The sequence below is a fragment of the Cedecea sp. Ae19-4 genome, from assembly GCF_059801165.1.
In genome coordinates, this window is the sequence record NZ_JBCHWG010000001.1 from 1,451,741 (window position 1) to 1,471,314 (window position 19,574).

Below are 19,574 nucleotides of genomic sequence, written 5' to 3' on the forward strand. Positions count from 1 at the left end.
GTATCTTCATTCATTTTCTCTTCATGATTTTTTTTGCCTGGGAATTATCTTACGAGAGAGCGGTGGAATTTTCTATCTTAGCGTGGCACACTTTATATTTATTAAATTTTGTTAATATTCTGTGTGTTTGCAATGACATCAATTAATATATAACGTAATGATAATCATGCGTTATTAACTACGGGGTTGCCTATTGGTTACATGTTGATAACGAGATCTTAAAAACAGTAAAACTTAAAGCGATTGAATTTTCTGGAGGATATGGAATGTCTGAGGTTATTTTAGTCAATCATCAGGTAAAATTTGATCCTGGCAACCACACGCTTTCATCGTTAAGCGCCCCAAAAAAATTTGTTACTCTGCCGGCATCAACAGCACGTTGCCTACACCTATTGCTGTCACAACATGGCCAGGTTATCACCATTAAACAGCTTCACACGTTAGTTTGGGGAAAGAACAAAACAATTGTTTCCAATAATACGATCTATCAGAATATTTCTATTATAAGAAAGGCATTGATCGGTGTCGGCGGTGATAAAAATATTATTGAAACTCTGACGCGGCGTGGGTGGTGTGTGCCTGAAACCGTTGACGTTAGTATTGAAAAAAACCGAAAACCCATTGCGGGCATTGAAGATATTAAAGAAAAAACGCTTGAGTCTCCACTGAAGAGGAGCGATGTACCGGCAGAGAAAGCACCGACAAAACCTGTGAATATAAGTAACATAAATAGCAATATGCAATCTAATAACAATTTATATTTATGGGTATATTTAAGTGTTGTACTGATTATTGCATTGTGTATGCTTGCCTTTATTTACTGGCCATAAGCTTCTTGTCAGGCTTTCCAACTTATAACGGCGTTATATTGCCTGCCCAGGATGACATGCGATGCTCTCCCCTCGTGTATGGGGCCTTGACTATTGCTCCATTATTCATTGACATTTTCTTGATGTATCTCTGACATGCTAAGAAAAATTCATATGAGGTGGGAAACGTGCTGATGTATCGAAAATTGATGTTTTGGGTATTTGTATTATGTTCTATAGCTGCGCTAAGCGGCTGCGTATCCCTTTTTTAAGTGCCAGAGAGACTATGAAATCGTTAATTACCCTGATGGTATATTCATCTATTTTTGCACTTACCGGATGCTTGTCAGTTGGCACCCACCTGTTTACTCGATAGCCATCGCGGCGCAGACGTGCTCTTTCTAATGGGATCTAATTATCATGATCCCATTTATGCTTATGCCCTACAACATTCAGGTTGTCCGATCCCGACATTACTCATATGGCACATCAGCGGGAAGATATGGGCGGTAAAATGGCACACTCTTTATCCAGTAGCGCTTCCACCGAGGCCCGGTTATTGCGATCCCAGCCTCGCTTCGTGGTGAGCAAAATAAACCCTTTTTGATCGCCGTAAGCGGTTGGAATGACGGCCACGCCCCACTCTGCCAGCTGTTCCGGCGATAAATGAAAATAGCTGGCGACGCTGTGAACAGGGTCAATTCCCATCACCGTCGGCTGCATCACCCGTCTCGCATACCAGGTGTAGCGCAGGAGTTTATCGGGCAAGGGGCGCCATTCTTCCGTGATAAAGGGACGTTCTGCCAGCATCTGACGCCTGACGTCTTCCCGCAGACAGGTCAGATGAATATGAAGCTGGTTTTGGCTGCGGCCATAAGCCGAGTTAAGCGCCAGGCCAAGTTTATCGACGGGGATTGGGCCGCCATACTGCCAGTCTAAAAGACGACGCATAAGCCAGGCATAGCCGAAATAGTCCGTGCGCCCCGCTGCTGCCAGCGCCGGGCTTTCAATGCCGGTCATCTTTGCTGTGGGGACAAGAATAAAATGGTAGAGGTAGCGCGGGTTCTGGATAACGCTAAAACCCTGGGCCTTCCCTTCAGGCATATAGATCTGCTGGCACGGCGCCGGGTTGCTAGTATGCTGATAGTTAGTCATGCAAACCTTATCGACCACGCCCCACAACGCGTCCGAACGCGCGCAGCCCACCAGCATAAAGATCCCTGTCAGGATTGCCCCCCGGAGGAAACCGACCTTAACCTTCGCGGCTATTCCATTCATTTGCATCATCTCTGCCCCGCTATCCACGGCCACGACTCGCCGCCGGCGGGGAATCATAACGTTTTATTGCAATGAAAACAGCTTAATATGAAAATAAACAGCTATTATATTTTTTATATTATGTATTAAATAATGCCTGCATATATTTATTAGCCAGATCGCCAGTGAAAATATTAAAAAATTTTAATGCTGAGTGTTTTTTATTTTTAGTTAACTACTTCGTCAATTTAAGGGAGGAAGATATTAAATTGCATAATGGCAATATAACTTGCAGGAAAGGCATCAGGCAGCCATAGATTAACAGGATCAAATGGATTCCAGAAACCAATATAAAATATATGGGGCGACATCCGAAAAGCCAAACGAGTAGGAAATATTTCACTGTTGAGGTATCACTATGTCGGAACAACAAACGCTGCTGCCTGGCGGCTGGACGGCTTATCATCCGCTGACTGCTCAGGACCGAAAAGTGTTCGAAGAGGCGCTCAACGGGCATCTGGGCGTGGATTACGAGCCACAAAAGGTAAAAACCCAGGTCGTGGCCGGAACAAACTACCGCTTCCTTTGTGAGGCTTCTGTCCCGCCGTCTACGGCCGTCTGGGAAGCGATAGTGGAAATTTATGCGCCATTACCGGGACAGGGCGCCCCGCATATTACTCAAATTATCAGAATTTAGTTTCTCGCTTTTTCTACACTCAGCCTGACAACATCAACCTGTTTACTGGCAGGTTGATGTTGAATAATTTCACGCTAGTTTCACCGGTGGAAAGCGCTCGAAATAATCCACCAGAAAATCAATGCAGACCTTTAACTTCGCAGAGCCGCTGGTGCGGTTGGAATAAACCGCCCAAATATTGGCGGGCTGGTGCCAGTCGGGCAAAATCTGCACCAGCTCACCGCGAGCAATATAGCGCTGCACTTCCCATTGGGAACGCAAAATAATGCCGTGACCCTTCAGCGCCCAGCTTAATACCACGCTGCCGTTGTTGGAGGAAAGCTGGCTGCTGACGTGAGCCTGCACGCTTTCCTCGCCGTTGGTTAACGGCCACACACCGAACTGCGCGCTACGCTCCTGAATGACAAGGCATTTATGGGCTTTAAGATCGGCTATGTTTTCTGGCATCCCGTGTTTTACCAGGTAATCCGGGGCGGCGCAGAGTATGCGGTTGTTGGTGGAGAGCTGCCGGGTGATATACAGGTCTTTGATATCGTCACCCACGCGAATTTCTATATCGACGCCCTCTTCTATCAAATCAACGACTCTGTCCGTCAGCGTTAGCTTGATATTTAGCGCCGGATAGCGCTCCGCCAGCGCCGAAAGCGCATCCGGCATATACGTTGAGCCAAAACCAAACGAGCAGCTCATCTGAATATTGCCTTCCAGCGTGTCCCGCCAGGCGGCAAGCCCTGAGACAAAATCGCCCATGCTCTCCAGCACCGAAAGCGCACCGCTCAGCGCCTTATGGCCATCGGCCGTTAAATGAATCGCGCGGGCACTGCGGTGGAACAGCCGCATCCCCAGGCTTTTCTCCAGCAGCGCGATGCGTTTGCTGACATAAGACGGAGACAGCCCCAGCTCCGCCGCCGCGTTGGCAAAGCTTTCTTTGCGCACCACGGTGACAAAGACATTCAAATCTTCAACAAGCGGCCAGGCGGCGCGTGGGGTTTCGTTGGGGCTCATCGGTATGCCATCTTCTGCGTCAGGTTAAGAAAGGCATAATAGCGCTCAGCAGCACATCAGGACACTCCTCTTGCGGACTGTGTCCGCAGGGCATGGCTCGCCCACGAACGTCCAGCGCTTTGTCCTGCCAGGTCGCGGGGACATCATACAGCTGGCCCACGGTGCCTTTCTCCCCCCATAACACCAGCAAAGGACTGGTAATGCGCAGATGCTTGTCGGCTTCGTCATCCTCAAGGTCGATAGTGGCCGAGGCGCGATAATCTTCGCAGATGGCCCGCAGCGTATCGGGATGCTGGTAACAGCGCAGGTACTCGGCAAACGCTGCAGGTTCCGTTGCGCCAGGAGTTTTAAGCTGGCCATCAATATGTTTACGCAGGAAAAACGCCGGATCTGCGGCGATCATTTTTTCCGGCACAGGCGAAGGCTGGATCAGGAAAAACCACCAGAAATAGCGGGTAGCAAAAGTTTTGTCCGTCAGCGCATACATGGTTGCCGTCGGGGCGATATCAATAAAAATGCTGCGCTTAACCTGCGCCGGGTAATCCAGTGCCAGTCGATGCCCGACACGCGCCCCGCGATCGTGCCCCATAAAAGCAAAACCGTCCTGGAAACCGAGCCGCGCCACCAGCAGGACAATATCTTTCGCCATCTCTCGTTTGGAATAGCGGCGGTGAACTTCGTCGCTGGCGGGCTTAGCGCTGTCGCCATAGCCGCGGATGTCCGGCATGATGACGGTGAAATGCTGTGCCAGAACCGGCGCGATTTTACGCCAGGTCACGTGGTTTTGCGGGTGGCCATGCAGTAAAACTAACGGTTCACCCTGTCCTCCCACGGCGGCGTGCAGGGTAATCCCGTTTTCTAGCGCCACGTCCATGAGCTGGAAACCCGGGATAAAGGGCGATTCGCCCCTGTCGCAAATAAAGTCAGCGTTCTCTTTCATCATTGAAAATTAATCCTGAGTCAGTAGCCACGGATGCGCAGCAAAATGGCGCTGTTCAAACTCGCGAATCTCCTGCTGAAACTGCAGCGTGTAGCTGATGGCATCGTGGCCCTCCAGCAGCATATGCTTTTTCAGCTCATCGACCGTAAAGGCAATATCTTTGCCCTCCACGCCAATCTGCTGCCGGGCGAGATCGACAGTAATGCGGTTAGCTTTAGGGTTGTATGCCGCCTGCGCCAGCCGCTCGATATCCTCCGCTGGCAGCGTCAGGGTCAGCACGCCGTTACGCTGGCAGTTGTCGTTGAATATCCCGGCGAAGCTGGTACCGATCAGCGCCCGTATGCCAAGTTGACGTAACCCCCAAACCGCATGTTCACGGCTGGAGCCGCAGCCAAAGTTAGGGCCAACGATAAGAAACTGCGCGTCCCGCCATGCGGGCTTGTTGAGGATAAACTCAGGATTCGGTGAGCCGTCGGTCAGAAAACGCTGGTCGAAGAACACGCCTCGGTCCAGATTGTTACGATCGATACCTTTTAAAAACTGCTTCGGCATGATCACATCGGTATCAATGTTGGCTGCCATCATCGGCGCAGCCACGCCGGTGACGCGGTTAAAGGGTTCCATTTACGCCTCCCCCTGCTGTAAATACGGACGGACATCGGTGAGATGACCAGCTACTGCCGCCGCCGCGACCATGGCTGGACTCATTAAATGCGTTCTGGCCCCGGCCCCCTGGCGGCCAGCGAAATTACGGTTGGTGCTGGAGGCGCAGCGGTCACCCGGCTGCAGCACATCTTCGTTCATCGCCAGGCACATGGAGCAGCCTGACTGCCGCCATTCAAACCCGGCGTCGATAAAGATTTGAGCTAAACCTTCTTGCTCGGCACGGGCGCGAACCTGCGTTGAGCCCGGCACAATAATTCCCCTTACGCCCGGCGCAATTTTTCTGTCTCGCAGCACCTCGGCAACCGCCCTGAGATCTTCAATTCGCCCGTTGGTGCATGAACCAATAAACGCATGGGTAATCGGAATTTGGCTCAGCGGCGTGCCTGGCGTGAGTCCCATGTATCTCAGCGCATTTTCAATGTCACGACGTTTAGCCGCATTAGATTCACTGGCAGGATCGGGCACATATTCAGTGATGCCGCCGCCCTGGTCCGGGCTGGTACCCCACGTCACACGAGGCGTTAAGTTGGCGCAGTCGAGCACAACTTCTTTATCAAACACCGCGTCAGCATCGCTGTAGAGCGTTCGCCAGTATTTCAGCGCCTGTTCCCACATCTCGCCTTTGGGTACACGCGGTGCCGGTTTGATGTAGGCATAAACTTTTTCATCAGGTGCCATAAAAGCACCCCTTGCTCCGGCTTCGACCGCCATATTACAGATGGTCATCCGCCCTTCCACGCTAAGCGCATCAATGGCGCTGCCGCAGAACTCGATAGCAAAGCCGGTCGCGCCGTCGGCACCAATTTCAGCGATCAGCAGCATGACAATATCTTTTGCCGTCGCGGCAAACGGCAGCTCACCGTTGACCGTCACGCGCAGCGTTTTTAGCTTTTTATAAGCTAACGTCTGCGTCGCCAGCATATGCTCAATTTCAGAGGTACCGATGCCGAATCCAAACGCGCCAAACGCGCCGTAAGTGGTGGTATGGCTATCCCCTGCGGCAATCACCATGCCCGGCAGCACGATCCCCTGTTCATGGGCGACGACGTGTTCAATGCCCTGGCGTGGATCCATTACGTCGAACAGCTCAAGGCCAAAATCACGGCTGTTGGACTCAAAGTAGCGAACCTGCAGCTCGCCGCCCGGATCGGTCATTTCTGGCGTACGCTCTGGCCGGGTCGGGTTAACGTGGTCCACGTTGAGCAGGATACTGTTTGGCTGCCAGACCTTGCGGTTGGCGTCGCGCAGGCCGCTAAATGCCTGCGGGCTGGTGTATTCGTTGAGGATGGAACGGTCGATATACAGCAGGACATTGCCCTGGTCGTCCAGAGGGCGGATGACGTGGCTATCGATGATTTTATCGTACAGCGTTTTAGGCTTCATGACGGGTCACCTTGTTGCTCTCACAGCATAAAATAACGGCGCGCTGGCACGCAGATAAAAAATGAACAATTTCTACAGGGATAGTAGCAACCGGGTGATTAGGCTGTCAGTAAAGGCATGATGCACAAGCGTAATAGGATAAAACACGAAGTGTGTTTTATTTATTGTGATGATAAATAAGGATTTTGATCGTAAGCAAGGTTAGTCCGCATCTGCTTTACTTCACGGCGTTAGAGATTGACTTGATGTCGAATAGTATGAAAATGCTTGTTGTTCACCGACTGGCAAAATCTGGAGCACATCATCGCCACTTCAAGCCGCTTCTTCTCTGCCGCCAGGGGCAAAAAACCTGGCGCGATACTTGCCGCCGCGCTGCTTCTGGCGAGCTGCGCCTCTAAACCGCCGGTTTCTCTCGTCACGCCCTTGCCGGGCACTAAGCCGAATGTGACGACCCCTTCACAAGATCATGAGCCGATGCGTGGCGTCTGGCTGGCAACGGTTTCCCGTCTGGACTGGCCGCCGGTTTCATCCGTTAACGGCAGCAGCGCCGCCGCGCGCATCAGCCAGCAGCAGCAGGCGTTAAAAGACAAGCTGGATAAGCTGAAGTCATTGGGCATCAACACGGTGTTTTTCCAGGTGAAACCCGACGCTACCGCCCTGTGGCCTTCGAAGATTTTGCCGTGGTCAGATATGCTGACGGGAACAATTGGCGAAGATCCTGGCTACGATCCGCTGCAGTTTATGCTCGATGAGGCGCATAAACGCGGCATGAAGGTACACGCCTGGTTTAACCCCTACCGGGTTTCTACCAACATCACGCCAGGCACAGTTGCCGCCCTGAACCGCACGCTTTCTCTGCAGCCCGCCAGCGTTTATGTGTTGCATCGCGACTGGATAAAAACGTCCGGCGACCGCTTCGTGCTTGATCCCGGCATCCCGGAAGTGCGCGACTGGATAACCAGCATCGTCGCCGAAGTTGTTTCAAACTACGCCATCGACGGCGTGCAGTTTGATGATTACTTCTATACCGAATCACCGGGCTCTACGCTCAACGACAGCCAGACTTACAGAACCTACGGCCAGGGCTACGCGTCCAAAGCCGACTGGCGGCGGCACAATACTGAGCAACTTATCGAGCAAGTCTCACGCACCATCAAACAGCTTAAGCCCGGCGTTGAGTTTGGCGTAAGTCCGGCGGGCGTCTGGCGCAATATCTCCCATGATCCGGCCGGGTCTGAAACGCGCGGTGCAGCAGCCTATGACGAGTCCTATGCCGACACGCGTCTCTGGGTGCAAAAAGGCCTGCTGGACTATATTGCCCCGCAGATTTACTGGCCTTTCTCCCGAAGTGCCGCCCGCTACGACGTGCTGGCAAACTGGTGGGCTAACGTAGTGAAGCCCACTCACACGCGTCTTTATATTGGGATTGCGCTGTATAAAGTCGGGGAGCCATCGAAGAATGAGCCTGACTGGACGGTGAGCGGCGGCGTGCCGGAGCTGAAAAAGCAGCTCGATTTGAACGACGCCGTGCCGCAAATTAACGGCACCATTTTGTTCCGGGAAAATTATCTTAACCAGCCCCAAACCCAGCAGGCGGTGAATTACATCAAGGAACGTTGGGGGGAATGATAGGCTAAAAAAACCGGATCGCCCTTCCCTGGGCGGATCCGGGGGCTGTCTTACTGACCAGCCAGGTCGTCATACACATTGCGCAGCCGGGTGCGCAGATACAGAACGGCTTTGTGTTTGCGGGAGAGCAGCGCCTGCACGGTGTCGCCGCTCTCGGCCGCCAGTTCCTTCACGCTATAGTCTTGCAGCTCGGTTTTGATAAACACCTCACGCTGCGGCGCAGGCAGCTCTGACAGGGCTGTCTCCAGCTCCTCCCACAGCAGTTGCTTCAGATACTCGTCCTCCGGCGTTTGCGGGACCCCGAACAGCGTTTCGGCCAGCTCATCTTCCGGGTAATCGTCTTCTCCATCACCGCCAAACCAGCTTGCCAAAGGCAGCTCGCGTTTTTTCCTTGCCCGGTCGGTCATTTCATTTCGGGCGGCGCGGAACAGCCAGGCGGCGACGTTCTCCACCGGCTGTTCAACCTTCATAAGCTGGTAGCTGACTTCCTGCAGAATATCGTCGGCGTCTTCACGCCCGGCGGTTCTCCCGCGAATAAACGCTTTCAGTCGGGTGCGGCAGCCGGCCAGCGCTGCCATCAGCAGAGATTCCCCCACTATTCCGGCTTTCATCGTCGTCACTCAGCGTCCGGTTTTTTAGCGCTGTTTTCATCTGGCTGGACTGGTTGCACCGGCGGCTGAGGCTGAGGACGTGGATCCATTTTCTCATCCCAGCGGGAATGCCAGCCGCAGCGGTCGCGGTGACCAAAGCCAAATTTCTCGCGGCGATGCTGCATAAACTCTTCGCGCTGCTCCGGCGTCATTTGCATCCAGCGTTCGTGCATGCGGCGACGGGCTTTGCCAAACATGCCCGGGCGGAAGCCCAGGCCACCGAACAGAATGCGGCACAGCGCCAGCAGGCCTAAAGACTGCCAGAAGCCAATCTCTTTCACGCCCAGCAGGCCAGGCAGCACCGCATTCCACAGCGTCATCACGATCAGGCCGAGTGCGACAAACAATGCCACGCAGAGCAAAATCGGCTTACCCATGCGGTGGCCACAGAATCCACGGCGGCGGTGTTCATGTCGGTGCATATCAAAATCTCTCATTATGTTTACCTCAGTAAAGTCACGGCTAATCACTTGTGATGAGGTAGACGAATCAGCGCGAGAAATATTGCTAAAAAATTCAAAATTTATTTTCACGCCACCGGGTAAGCGCCTGCGCATACGCTTCTGCCTTCGTTTTCAGCCCCGCAGCATCGAGCATATCGGCAGTGTAGACCACAAACGGGGTATGCCAGGTCAGGCCGCAGCGATTTGCCGTGGCCCGAAGGGGGGCTAACAGAGATTCGAGGGTAAAAAGATTACGGCCTCCGGGACGATAAGCTTCCTCCACGTTACCGGCGGTGACCGCCACATACAGCGGCGTTCCTTCCAGCTTTCTCCCCTCCTCCTCGTAATGCAGGTAGAACATCCGGGTCAGCACCGCGTCCTGCCACTGGCGCATAATGGCTGGCATGGAGTACCAGTGGATCGGGAACTGCAGCACAATGCGGTCGGCGGCAAGTAGCCGGGCCGCTTCGCGCTCGCCGTCGCGGTAAATGTCGAGCCCGTCAGGGTAAAGCGCCTGGACATCGACCACTTCAACGTGTTCAAGTTTTGCAACTTCTTGCGCCAGCGCGGCGTTGGCGCTGGAACGGGACAAATCCGGATGGAAAAGTAAAATCAGGGTTTTGTTCACGGGGCGTCTCCTTGGGTTGATGAGACGATAATGGCGAGGCCCAGAAAATTACTCCAACGGATAATCAAGATAATCTATTATCTGTTGTATGAATTTAAGAACGCTGGATCTCAACCTTCTGGTGGTGCTGGACGCCTTGCTCGACGAGGCGCACGTCACCCGTGCCGCCGACAGACTTTGCCTGTCGCAATCTGCCACCTCTGCAGCCCTTGCCCGCTGTCGCGATCTTTTTCACGACGAACTGCTGGAGCGTGGCAGAGGCACCATGCGGCTGACGCCCCTTGCTCAGTCTCTTCGTGCCCCGCTGAAATCCGTGCTGGGCGGCATTACTGAACTTATCGACCCGCCGGTGATTCCCCTGCATCAAATTAAGCAGCAACTGCGGATAACCATGGCGGATTTCCCGGCGCTGTTCGTGCTGGTGCCGTTGATGCAAAAACTTCAGCAGTCGGCCCCGGGGATTGACCCCATCGTTCAGGGCTGGGCTGGCGCGGAACAGGCTGAAACAGCGTTGCTTAACGGCACCACGGATATCGCTATTTCGGTCTTTCCTCAGCCTGCCGCGGACATTCACAGCGGACTGTTGATGGACGAGCACTATGTCGTGGCGATGCGTGAGGGACATCCTGCCGCATCCGGGTTTAGCCTTGAGCGCTGGCTCGCCTGGCCGCACATTATCACCTCCGGGAAAGGGGAAAGCGTCACTCCGGTGGATGCGGAACTCTCAAGGTTGGGATTACGCCGCCGCGTCGGGCTGGTATTGCCGAATTTCCAGATGGTGCCGCAGTTGCTGGCGGCCTCGGATATGCTGGCCCTGCTGCCTTCCCGGGTCATACCTTTTACTGAAGGGCTCGTCGCCTTCTCTGCCCCCGTAGAACTGCCGGGATTTTCACTGCACCTGGCCTGGCACAAACGCCGAAGCCAGGATGTGGCCCTGCAGCACGTGGCCGCGATTTTAATGGCGTTGTTGAAGTAACCCGTTTCACAACCCGGCTTCGCGCACCAGCGTTTGCAGTAATTCAGCGGCGGGCATTTCGCGGATCAGGTTCACGCCCTGCCCGGCCCAGTGCGCGCTGTAGCCCTGGTGACCGTGGCTTTTTGCAAGACCGGCAAGCGCTTTACCAATATCGTAGGCCACCGGATAAGCCGGGACGGCATGCTGGCCGACGATTCGCCCGTGGTGGCAGTAATCGTTCTCCAGGCTTCTGGCTGCCCTGCCTGAGATAGCGTGGGTCATTTCCGTCTGGTGTAACCGGCTCGATTTCAGCCGCTGCCGGTAGCCATCATCGGCGGCGGACTCTGGGCAAAGCAGAAACGCGGTCCCCAGCTGTACCGCGTCCGCCCCCGCGCTTAGCATGGCGTGAATACCGGCTCCGTCCATAATTCCGCCGGCGGCAACAACCGGCAAATCCACCTGTTTTTTCAGCAGTTGCACAAGCGCAAAGGTGCTGAGCTGTGTATCGTGAGCTTTATCGTCGAACATCCCGCGATGCCCGCCCGCTTCAAAGCCCTGCGCCACAATAACATCCACGCCGTTCGCCTGGATCAGCAAAGCCTCTTCGGGCCGGGTGGCGGTGGCAAGCGTCACAATTCCTTTGTCACGGAAGGCCTGAACAACGTCGCGATCGGGCACGCCAAAATGGAAGCTGACCGCGGCCGGAGCCGTCTCCAGCAGCATCTCCAGCATCGCTTCGTGGCCAATAAAGCTTTGATAAATTTCGCTGAGCACTTCCGGCGGCGTGCCGCCAAACTCAGCGAACAGCGGGCGCAGGCTTTCAATCCATGCGCGTTCCAGCGCCTCATCCCGTTTGGCAGGCTGATGGCAAAACAGATTCACGCTGAACGGGCGCGAGGTTAAGGCCTGCGTTTTCAGGATGGCTGTCCTGGCCTGCACGACGTCGCTCGCGCCAATGCCCAGCGAACCAAGGCCACCGGCATTGCTGACCGCCGCCGCCAGTTCCGGGGTGGAGACGCCCGCCATAGGGGCCTGTATGATGGGATGGTCTATCGCGAGCAGTTGGGAAAGGCTACGAAACATGGCGCTACCTCAGGAAATGAGAGATTGAAGGCTTAACATCTTATTTGAAGATGTTAAGATCAAGATCATTATCATATTGAGAATGAAAAATATGAACCACACCACACTGCAGATGTTCAAAATCGTTGCCGAAGAACAAAGCGTGACGAAAGCAGCCCAAAGGCTCGGCCGCGTGCAGTCGAACATCACCACCCGCATTCAGCAACTGGAAGAAGATCTTGGCGTCGCGTTGTTCGTGCGCGACAGCAAGAAAATGATCCTGTCGCCGGAAGGCGAAAGTTTTCTCTCCTACACCAAAAAAATACTTAGCCTGGCGGAAGAAGCCCGACAGGCGCTGCATCCGGGTAAGCCTGCAGGGGCACTGAATATAGGCTCGATGGAAGCCACCGCAGTCAGCCGCCTGATGCCGGTGTTCCAGCAGTTTCACCACCGGTATCCTGATGTCGCCCTCACCTTAACCACCCTGCCGACGCAGCAGCTGCTGGAGCAGGTTCGCCACGCTTCACTGGACTGCGCGCTGGTGAGCCTGTTACCGGAAGCCGGGGGACAGGTTCACTGCCCCGTAGATCTTGAGTCCATGGACGTGTTCACCGAACGCCTGGTGTTGCTCGTGCCTGAAACCGCCAGCGGCAATCATCCTCGCCTTGCCGCTTTTCCGCGCGGATGTTCCTATCGGGCGCGCGGTGAGGCTTTGCTCAACGCACAAACTCTGGTGGAAGTGCAGGACATCAGCTCTTATCACTCGATGGTCGCTTCCGTTGCCGCAGGACGCTGCAGCGGCGTGCTCCCGGAAAGCGTCGCCGCGACGCTGGCTTTGCCGGAAGGAACGCGGCAACAGTTTGTGGCCGAAGCCCTCACTCAGCTAGTCTGGCGTAAGGGCTACTGCTCCACCGCGCTTGAGGCGATGAAGCAGATACTCGCCTCAGCCAGCAACCTTTGAACGCCCCGCTAGCACCAGCCCGCCGGCCAGCAGCAATGCGCCGGTGGCGGCGGCTAACGATCCGTTAAAACTGCCCGTTAAGCCGTACAGCTCCCCGGCAACCAACGGCCCAATAATCTGCCCGATGCCGTAAATAGCGGTCATCGCCGCGATCATATTGAAGCGTACCAGATGCGCCAGCCTCCTGGCTTCCGGTAAGGCTATCGTCACCGTGCCGGTGAACGTAAAGCCCACCAGCACGGCGCTTAACAGGCAAAAAAGCAGCGAGTGGCTAAAGGCCGGAAGCACTACGCCCGCGGCCTGAACCAGAAGATTGGCGGCAAAAGCGTGGCGATAACCATACTTCAAGACGATTTGATGCCAGACAAAACAGGACGGTATCGCAGCCAGGCCAAAGATAGCCCAAAGCTGCACCGGATCCAGCGTACTAAGTGACCCGGAAAGAAAAAGCGGTAAATAGGTGGCCGTAATGATATACCCGAAGCCCGCCAGGCCGTAGATAGCCAGCAGTTTCCACGCCGCTTTAGCATTCTCTGCCGCCGGCTGAAGCTGACTGGAAGCCTGCCTTTGGTAGTCGATCAGATAATCCGGTGGGCTAAGCAGCAGTTTATAAACCAGCATAAACAATAGCAGCGCAGCGATCCCGCACAGCAGCCAGATTTGCTGACTGGTGTAGCCATAAGCTTTACCAAGCGCGATAAATTCCGCAGATAAAAAGATCCCCAGCCCAACCCCGGCATACAGCACCGGCGCGCCGGTAGGGTGTTTCATGTGCTGCAGAAGCCACAGTGAAGCCGCAATCAGCGACACGGCGCTCAGTAGGCCGGCAACCCCCCGAACCGCTACCACCGCCCACGGCGATTTCGTCCATGCCAGCAGAAGCAGGCAGCCAATGGTTAACCCGACGGAGGCCATGTTTAACCGCCGCGCGTCGGCAGGCTTAGCTTTCGCCAGCAGTAAGGCACCAATAAGATAACCTGCGTAGTTAGCCGATGCGGCGAGGTTGCCCTGATGCAGCGACAGCAGCCCTTCTTTCAGCATCACTGGCAGAATGCCGGTATAGGAAAAACGCCCGTAGCCCATACCTATCGCCAGCACCACTGCACCCGCAAGCGCCAGCTGTAGCGCACGAATTTCCGGCCTGAAATACATTGTCATAACCCTCACCCTTTCAATCTCTAAATATGAATATTATTTTTATTTAAATCTTATTTTGAGATTAATGTCAGCAAGAGCAACAAGCAAGCGGCTTTTCTGCCGCTTTGCATTTCATCGAAAGATCACAGCTGACGCAGATCGGTTTCTATGCGCTGGATCCAGCCTTTGGCCGTCTGGGTTTGTGCCAGCAGCAGCGCAGATTGCAGCGCCATGCTGAGTTCCAGGCCATATTCTGGTTGGCCGCCGTAACGAATGTGCGCCTGAACCCGCATCAGCTCGGGCAGGTTCCAGAGTGACTGGTTGACGTCAAGCGCGGACAGCCGCTCGTCGATCATCGCTTCGGCTACCTCTGGCTGGCCTTTTTGCGCCAGCGCGGCGGCGAAATCAGACAGAAAAAGTGAATAAGCGGGATCAAAACCGTTATCCCGCAGCCGGGTAAGCATGGCGAGGATCTGCTGGGGAAGTACCGTTTCAGGCTGCTGGCGAAGCCTGCCCCAAAAGGTAAAAGCGGCCGCATAAAGCCGCCAGAAGCCCAGGCCGTGTTCCAGGGCGATGGCCTCAATCTGCGAGGCTACCTGTAGCACGCCAGCGGTATCTCCGGTGAAGGCTGCCAGCGTGCAGGTGCCTTCCGCGAGGGCCGCACACAGCGAACAGGCATGATCCAGCGCCCGGGCTTCTTCCACCGCCAGCTGCGCCGCTCTTCTGGCTTTCGCCACATCGCCAGTCACCCACAGGGCCCGCACCAGGAAAGCCCAGCCCGCCACGCGCTGATCCAGCCCAAAGCGGAAAGGCGCTCTCTGGCTGTCATCATCCACGGTGCGATCCAACAAAGCCTGAATTTCGCTGAGCGCGGCCTGTTGCTCGCCGGAAAAATGCAGCGCGGTGCCTGCCAGGCGACGGGCGGTTAATAGCGCGCCGTAATCACCGGTTTGTGTCGCCAGTTCAGCCATTTTTTTGCCGTTCTCTGCGGCATCGGCGTAACGGCCACTGCGCAGGTGATACAGCCACAGCCCGTACTCGGACTGTAATTGCATTTCCACATCGCCAAGCGTGCTGGCAATCTCCCCGGTTCGCCGCCAGGCCTGGCCGTTTTCTTCAATGGGCCCCTGCGCCCAGCCCAGCGCCGAGCCCAGTGCGGCCTGCATTAGCATCTCTTCGCGCGGCGTGGCCTGACCATTGTGCGAATCGTTAATTGCGGCGGTAATCCGCTGGCGGCACTCGCCGTGGAGCGAAAGCTGGATCCAGAACGGCGTGGCGTTAGCGAGAATACTGCGTCCCAGCGGAGCGTTTTGACCCACACCAAAACACCAGTCTGCCGCCGCACGGAGATCGTCAATTAAATAGCCATACTGACGGCGCCACTGCGGACTGGACTCTTCGGCCCAGGCAACTTTTGCCCGCACCATGCTGTCGGCCACAAGTTGTGCATGGCGAAGAAAATACGGGGTGCTATTTGGGGCCAGCGTCCGGCGAGCGTACGTGCGCACAATGTTGAGATAGCGATACCTGGCCGGGCGCGTGCCCGCCTGCAAAACCAGCAGGGATTTCGCCACCATGCTGGCCACCACGTCGCTGACCTCTTGCTGATCTAACAATCCTTTCGCGGCGGCAAGGTCAAATTCACCGGGAAACACCGCCAGGGCATGAAACACTCGCTGTTCTTCAGCCGTAAGTAATCGATAACTCCAGTCCAGCGCCTCGGCCAGCGTTCTGTGCCGGGAAGCCGTCACTCCCGGCGTTTCGGGTAACGTCTCCCGTCCGCTCAGGTCGGCCAGCACGGCATCCGGTCCCAGGTTGGCAACGCGAGCAGCCACAATTTCCAGCGCCAGCGGTACGGCATCCAGCAACCGGCAGAGCGCCAGGATCGGCCCGATATTCTCTTCGCTCAGGCGGAACGCGTAATCCACCGCTTGAATGCGCTGTACCAGAAACTCAACCGCGCTAAAACTTTGCGCCTCGCTGGCGGCCAGTTGCGCTGGCGGCAAAGTCAGCGGACCAACGCGGTAAACCTGCTCCCCTTCAATCCCCAGCGGAGACTGGCTGGTGAGCAAAATGCTCAGTAATTCGTTTCGCTGTAGTAGATGCTCAATTTCCCTGGCGCAGGCGGCCGACAGATGCTCACAGTTATCAATCACCAGCAGCGCGGGGCGTGGCTGCGACGGCCCTGCGCCACGAATACCGGCCAGTGCCGCCCGCAAAACTGGGGCTGGATCTGATCCTGCGTTCAGGCTGGACAGGTCGGCAAAAAAGACGCCATCGGGATAAAGACTGGCGGATTCGCGAGCCACTTCCAGCAATAGCCGGGTTTTGCCGATTCCCGCCGGGCCCGCCAGCGTGCAAATAGTATGCTCGATCAGCCATTTTCTGATTTCACCCAGCTCCCTTTCACGCCCTATCAGCGGCGAACGGGGACGAGGTAATGCCGTTGAAGAGGTGATGACAGGCAGAGCCGACGTGGCCGCCTGCAGTTTATTCACCGTGGCGGTAAAGCAGTAGCCCCGGCCAAACACCGTGGTAATCAAATTACGGTCAGGACCAAAAATTTTGCGCAAAGCGGAGATTTGCGCCTGCAGATTATTCTCTTCGACGATCTCTTTTGGCCAGACGGTGGCCAGCAGCGTCTCTTTGGTCACCACCTGCCCCGCTTCGCTGACCAGCAGCCGGAGCACGGCCATTGCCCGCTCGCCCGGCTCCAGCCGAACGCCGTCCCTGAGCAGCAATCCCAAATCGGGAAACAGCTGATAGCGGCCAAAGACCACCATGTCGTCATCTCTTTCTGAGCGGAGTTGGGGCTCGTCGGCAGGCATAAGAACGGTCGCTTTTCAGGTGATTTCAGAAGTCTGAAATTCTAGGGCAAAGATTGCGGGCGGACAATCATTCAGCATCAGGACTCGTCATTCCCAGAGAGAAAAATCATGTCGGAGAATCCCCTGAGCATCACCCTGAATCGTCCGCCCGAGGCGGAAAAGAATTCGCCTTTAACCTCCAGTCTGCTGCTGATCATGGCGCTGGCCTGCGGGGTTTTCGTTGCCAATGTCTACTACAACCAGCCGCTGCTGGAACTGCTTCAGCAGGCGTTTCCGGGGCAGCTAGCGCTGGTCAGCCTTGCGCCGACGGCAACGCAGCTTGGGTTTGCCTTTGGTTTGTTCTTGCTTGTACCGCTGGGCGACAAGATTAACCGCCGCACGCTGATCCTTTGCCAGTCTGCGGGGCTGGCGGTAGCGCTGGCGTGCCTGGCCTTAGCGCCGAATGTTGTCACAATTATTATTGCCTCCGCTGCGGTGGGCGTAACCGGCTCCGTGGCCCAGCAAATAGTGCCGTTCGCCGCCGAGCTGGCTAAACCGGAACGCCGTGGACAGGTGGTCGGCACGGTAATGAGCGGCGTGTTGTGCGGCATACTGCTTGGCCGGGCCGTGGGCGGTTTTAGCGGCGATCACTGGGGCTGGCGAGCGACCTTCTGGCTCGGTGCTGTGGCAACTGCTTTCGGCTGGCTGATGCTGTTCTTTACCCTGCCGCACCACACGTCCGGTAATAAACAGAGCTACATGACCCTGATGCGCTCGCTGGTTTCTCTGTGGCGGGAAGAACCGCTGCTGCGTCGGGCGACCTGGATTCAGGCCGCGCTGTTTGGCTCGTTCATCGGCCTGTGGACCATTCTGGCCTTGCAGCTCCATGCCGCGTTTCATCTTGGCGCAGACGTCGCCGGTCTGATGGGCATTGTGGGTGCCGTAGGCATCCTGGTTGCGCCGCTTGCCGGGCGAATTGCCGACCGCCGGGGACCATATACCGTCATCGGGCTTGGGGCGCTGGTGATGGTTATCTCGTTTGCGGTGCTGGGGCTGTGGACTTCGCTCACCGGGCTGGTGATTGGCATCATCCTGATGGATCTGGGCGAGCAGTCGGCGCTGATCTCTAACCAGCACGTGATCTATGCCCTGAGGCCGGAAGCCCGCAGCCGTATCAATACGGTCTTTATGAGCGGCATGTTTATCGGCGGCGCGCTGGGATCCTGGGGCGCGAGCCTGATGTGGCGACTCGGCGGCTGGGAACTGGCTTCGATGCTGGGCGGTGGGCTTAGCCTCATCGGGCTAATCATTCATCTGATCGGGCAGCAAAAACGCGGTTAGTGCCCCAGGCGGCGGCACGAAAATCGCCGTCGCCTGAAGCATGAGACGTTACTGAATCAGCACGCCCTGAACGAGGTTGGCCTTCACCACGGTCACCTGAGGGATTTTCAGGGCTTCCATATAGCCCTGAACCAGTAGCAGGTTGCTGACGTCCGTGGCCCGGTAATCCCCGCGCAGCTCTGAATCCCCTTTCCAGACCTGGCTGGCGGAAGATTTTTGTAGATCGGCGAGGGTGTAAACCTTTTCATTGAGCTGCTTGCTGACGGAGAAGTCATGCACCCCGCCGATACCCACGACGGTACGCTTAGCCAGCGCCTGTTTCATCTCCGGGCTGACGTGAGTGGTGGCATAGAAGCGAACAAAACGCAGCACGCCGTCACGCAGGGAACCAATCGGATTTGGCGAGCTGACATCATGCAAATCTTTGTTTTTCACCACGTCGATGATGTAGTTCTTCAGCGTAACGGAGGCCAGCTTGCCCTGGTAAATCTCCGGCTGCCATTTGTCGTGTTTTTGCAGCCAGGTCGTCATTTGCATCGACCCGCCGCCAATGTCCCAGACCACCATCTGGTCGTCTGGCAGCGGCACGGGCATCGAGGCTTTGGCGGACAGGAAGCCCAGCTCGGCCTCTTGTTCCTGAGTAATAATTTTTAGATTCACCGGAGCAGCACGGTTGAAGGCATCGATCGTCTGCCGGGCGTTAGACGCGCTGCGAAAAACAGCGGTAGCCACGCCGTTAAAACGGGCAGGATGATAGCGGGCGGCCTCTGCAGCTAGCTCGCGCAACGCCGTCTGCCCCTGCTGTTGAATCGCTGGGCTGAGAGTGTTATCTGCAGATTTGGATAAATCTTCGTTAAAACCGATTGGACGCTGATCCTCGAACAACACTTTGTTGATGCGCTGCTGGCAGGTATCCACTTTGGCGACCACCAGCTTGGTGGTGCCGGAGCCCATGTCGATGCCCGCCCTGGTCTCTTCACAGCCAGCTGCGTGGGCCGCAACGCTCACGCCGGGTAATGCCGCTACCACCATCAGGGAAAAAAAATTGCGTCGAAATATTTTTGTCATATTGAGTATCCAGTGTCGATCCATTAAAAAGCTATTGATAACGTAACTTTAATATTCGTTAAAACACTTTTTAACAATACCTGCTGATTTTGTTAGAAAAAGTCACTGCATTGTTCAGTGCAGAGGCCGGCAGGTA

18 protein-coding genes are annotated in these 19,574 nt (G+C 55.6%); 6 read left to right on the forward strand and 12 right to left on the reverse strand.

The annotated features are described in order from the left end of the window. The first annotated feature begins 266 nt into the window (after positions 1-266). Positions 267-830 carry a winged helix-turn-helix domain-containing protein gene (locus AAIE02_RS06960; RefSeq protein WP_498532229.1) on the forward strand — a complete coding sequence of 188 codons (564 nt, stop codon included), beginning with the start codon at positions 267-269 and terminating at the stop codon, positions 828-830. Positions 831-1,298: 468 nt separating this feature from the next. Here AAIE02_RS06960 and AAIE02_RS06965 read toward each other — a convergent pair whose 3' ends face one another. Next, complete coding sequence (locus tag AAIE02_RS06965; RefSeq protein ID WP_498532674.1) at positions 1,299-2,021, reverse strand: CDP-diacylglycerol diphosphatase; 723 nt, start codon at positions 2,019-2,021, stop codon at positions 1,299-1,301. Between the two features lie 463 nt (positions 2,022-2,484). Between AAIE02_RS06965 and AAIE02_RS06970 the strand changes: the two genes are divergently transcribed. After that, positions 2,485-2,763: a cystatin family protein gene (locus tag AAIE02_RS06970; protein ID WP_008458969.1), complete on the forward strand. Its 279-nt coding sequence runs from the start codon at positions 2,485-2,487 to the stop codon at positions 2,761-2,763. A gap of 69 nt (positions 2,764-2,832) precedes the next feature. Here the strand turns inward: AAIE02_RS06970 and AAIE02_RS06975 are convergent, their stop codons facing one another. The 4 genes from AAIE02_RS06975 to leuC are packed head-to-tail and all read right to left on the reverse strand — an operon-like array spanning position 2,833 to position 6,757. Continuing rightward, entirely contained in the window at positions 2,833-3,768 is a 936-nt protein-coding gene (locus AAIE02_RS06975; RefSeq protein ID WP_498532230.1) for a LysR substrate-binding domain-containing protein, read from the reverse strand. A 19-nt stretch (positions 3,769-3,787) separates the two neighbouring features. After that, the gene (locus AAIE02_RS06980; protein WP_498532231.1) at positions 3,788-4,711 is read right to left on the reverse strand and encodes an alpha/beta fold hydrolase; all 924 of its coding nucleotides are present in this window, start codon (positions 4,709-4,711) and stop codon (positions 3,788-3,790) included. Between the two features lie 6 nt (positions 4,712-4,717). Continuing rightward, positions 4,718-5,332 (reverse strand): 3-isopropylmalate dehydratase small subunit, encoded by a 615-nt coding sequence (gene leuD, locus AAIE02_RS06985; RefSeq protein ID WP_498532232.1) that lies wholly within the window; start codon positions 5,330-5,332, stop codon positions 4,718-4,720. Then, positions 5,333-6,757, reverse strand: coding sequence for a 3-isopropylmalate dehydratase large subunit (gene leuC, locus AAIE02_RS06990; RefSeq protein ID WP_166873873.1), 1,425 nt, complete (start codon positions 6,755-6,757; stop codon positions 5,333-5,335). A 303-nt stretch (positions 6,758-7,060) separates the two neighbouring features. Here leuC and AAIE02_RS06995 point away from each other — a divergent pair, with 303 nt between their 5' ends. Continuing rightward, the gene (locus tag AAIE02_RS06995) at positions 7,061-8,386 is read left to right on the forward strand and encodes a glycoside hydrolase family 10-like protein (RefSeq protein WP_498532675.1); all 1,326 of its coding nucleotides are present in this window, start codon (positions 7,061-7,063) and stop codon (positions 8,384-8,386) included. Between the two features lie 50 nt (positions 8,387-8,436). On the opposite strand, the gene AAIE02_RS07000 is transcribed toward AAIE02_RS06995, so the two are convergent. The 3 genes from AAIE02_RS07000 to AAIE02_RS07010 form a co-directional block, all read right to left on the reverse strand. After that, positions 8,437-8,997 (reverse strand): RNA polymerase sigma factor, encoded by a 561-nt coding sequence (locus AAIE02_RS07000; RefSeq protein ID WP_498532676.1) that lies wholly within the window; start codon positions 8,995-8,997, stop codon positions 8,437-8,439. A 5-nt stretch (positions 8,998-9,002) separates the two neighbouring features. After that, entirely contained in the window at positions 9,003-9,473 is a 471-nt protein-coding gene (locus AAIE02_RS07005; protein WP_166992484.1) for a hypothetical protein, read from the reverse strand. Between the two features lie 79 nt (positions 9,474-9,552). Then, entirely contained in the window at positions 9,553-10,107 is a 555-nt protein-coding gene (locus AAIE02_RS07010; protein ID WP_498532233.1) for an NAD(P)H-dependent oxidoreductase, read from the reverse strand. A gap of 88 nt (positions 10,108-10,195) precedes the next feature. Here AAIE02_RS07010 and AAIE02_RS07015 point away from each other — a divergent pair, with 88 nt between their 5' ends. Continuing rightward, a complete protein-coding gene (locus AAIE02_RS07015) occupies positions 10,196-11,083 on the forward strand; it encodes a LysR family transcriptional regulator (protein WP_498532234.1) in 888 nt (295 codons plus the stop codon). Positions 11,084-11,089: 6 nt separating this feature from the next. On the opposite strand, the gene AAIE02_RS07020 is transcribed toward AAIE02_RS07015, so the two are convergent. Then, on the reverse strand, positions 11,090-12,145 hold the full coding sequence (locus AAIE02_RS07020; RefSeq protein WP_498532235.1) for an NAD(P)H-dependent flavin oxidoreductase: 1,056 nt from the start codon (positions 12,143-12,145) through the stop codon (positions 11,090-11,092). A gap of 91 nt (positions 12,146-12,236) precedes the next feature. On the opposite strand from AAIE02_RS07020, the gene AAIE02_RS07025 reads away from it, so the two are divergent. After that, positions 12,237-13,085, forward strand: a complete 849-nt coding sequence (locus AAIE02_RS07025) for a LysR family transcriptional regulator (RefSeq protein ID WP_498532236.1) — start codon at positions 12,237-12,239, stop codon at positions 13,083-13,085. Here the strand turns inward: AAIE02_RS07025 and AAIE02_RS07030 are convergent. Continuing rightward, entirely contained in the window at positions 13,068-14,243 is a 1,176-nt protein-coding gene (locus AAIE02_RS07030; RefSeq protein WP_498532237.1) for a YbfB/YjiJ family MFS transporter, read from the reverse strand. The two genes, AAIE02_RS07025 and AAIE02_RS07030, sit on opposite strands and share 18 nt — an antisense overlap. Before the next feature lie 122 nt (positions 14,244-14,365). After that, complete coding sequence (locus tag AAIE02_RS07035) at positions 14,366-17,005, reverse strand: ATP-binding protein (RefSeq protein ID WP_498532238.1); 2,640 nt, start codon at positions 17,003-17,005, stop codon at positions 14,366-14,368. A gap of 153 nt (positions 17,006-17,158) precedes the next feature. Between AAIE02_RS07035 and AAIE02_RS07040 the strand changes: the two genes are divergently transcribed. Next, positions 17,159-18,370 (forward strand): MFS transporter, encoded by a 1,212-nt coding sequence (locus tag AAIE02_RS07040; RefSeq protein WP_008458940.1) that lies wholly within the window; start codon positions 17,159-17,161, stop codon positions 18,368-18,370. Between the two features lie 48 nt (positions 18,371-18,418). Here AAIE02_RS07040 and AAIE02_RS07045 read toward each other — a convergent pair whose 3' ends face one another. Continuing rightward, positions 18,419-19,438 (reverse strand): Ppx/GppA phosphatase family protein, encoded by a 1,020-nt coding sequence (locus AAIE02_RS07045; RefSeq protein WP_498532239.1) that lies wholly within the window; start codon positions 19,436-19,438, stop codon positions 18,419-18,421. Positions 19,439-19,574 lie beyond the last annotated feature (136 nt).

Bases quoted from the DNA above. Each gene is read 5' to 3' on its own strand.
- AAIE02_RS07035 (WP_498532238.1), bottom strand. From the start codon at position 17,005: ATGGTGGTCTTTGGCCGCTATCAGCTGTTTCCCGATTTGGGATTGCTG.
- AAIE02_RS06960 (WP_498532229.1), top strand. From the start codon at position 267: ATGTCTGAGGTTATTTTAGTCAATCATCAGGTAAAATTTGATCCTGGC.
- AAIE02_RS07045 (WP_498532239.1), bottom strand. From the start codon at position 19,438: ATGACAAAAATATTTCGACGCAATTTTTTTTCCCTGATGGTGGTAGCG.
- AAIE02_RS07020 (WP_498532235.1), bottom strand. From the start codon at position 12,145: ATGTTTCGTAGCCTTTCCCAACTGCTCGCGATAGACCATCCCATCATA.
- AAIE02_RS07040 (WP_008458940.1), top strand. From the start codon at position 17,159: ATGTCGGAGAATCCCCTGAGCATCACCCTGAATCGTCCGCCCGAGGCG.
- AAIE02_RS07015 (WP_498532234.1), top strand. From the start codon at position 10,196: ATGAATTTAAGAACGCTGGATCTCAACCTTCTGGTGGTGCTGGACGCC.
- AAIE02_RS06970 (WP_008458969.1), top strand. From the start codon at position 2,485: ATGTCGGAACAACAAACGCTGCTGCCTGGCGGCTGGACGGCTTATCAT.
- AAIE02_RS07000 (WP_498532676.1), bottom strand. From the start codon at position 8,997: ATGAAAGCCGGAATAGTGGGGGAATCTCTGCTGATGGCAGCGCTGGCC.
- AAIE02_RS06965 (WP_498532674.1), bottom strand. From the start codon at position 2,021: ATGCTGGTGGGCTGCGCGCGTTCGGACGCGTTGTGGGGCGTGGTCGAT.
- AAIE02_RS06980 (WP_498532231.1), bottom strand. From the start codon at position 4,711: ATGATGAAAGAGAACGCTGACTTTATTTGCGACAGGGGCGAATCGCCC.
- AAIE02_RS07005 (WP_166992484.1), bottom strand. From the start codon at position 9,473: ATGAGAGATTTTGATATGCACCGACATGAACACCGCCGCCGTGGATTC.
- AAIE02_RS06975 (WP_498532230.1), bottom strand. From the start codon at position 3,768: ATGAGCCCCAACGAAACCCCACGCGCCGCCTGGCCGCTTGTTGAAGAT.
- AAIE02_RS07030 (WP_498532237.1), bottom strand. From the start codon at position 14,243: ATGACAATGTATTTCAGGCCGGAAATTCGTGCGCTACAGCTGGCGCTT.
- leuD (WP_498532232.1), bottom strand. From the start codon at position 5,332: ATGGAACCCTTTAACCGCGTCACCGGCGTGGCTGCGCCGATGATGGCA.
- leuC (WP_166873873.1), bottom strand. From the start codon at position 6,757: ATGAAGCCTAAAACGCTGTACGATAAAATCATCGATAGCCACGTCATC.
- AAIE02_RS07025 (WP_498532236.1), top strand. From the start codon at position 12,237: ATGAACCACACCACACTGCAGATGTTCAAAATCGTTGCCGAAGAACAA.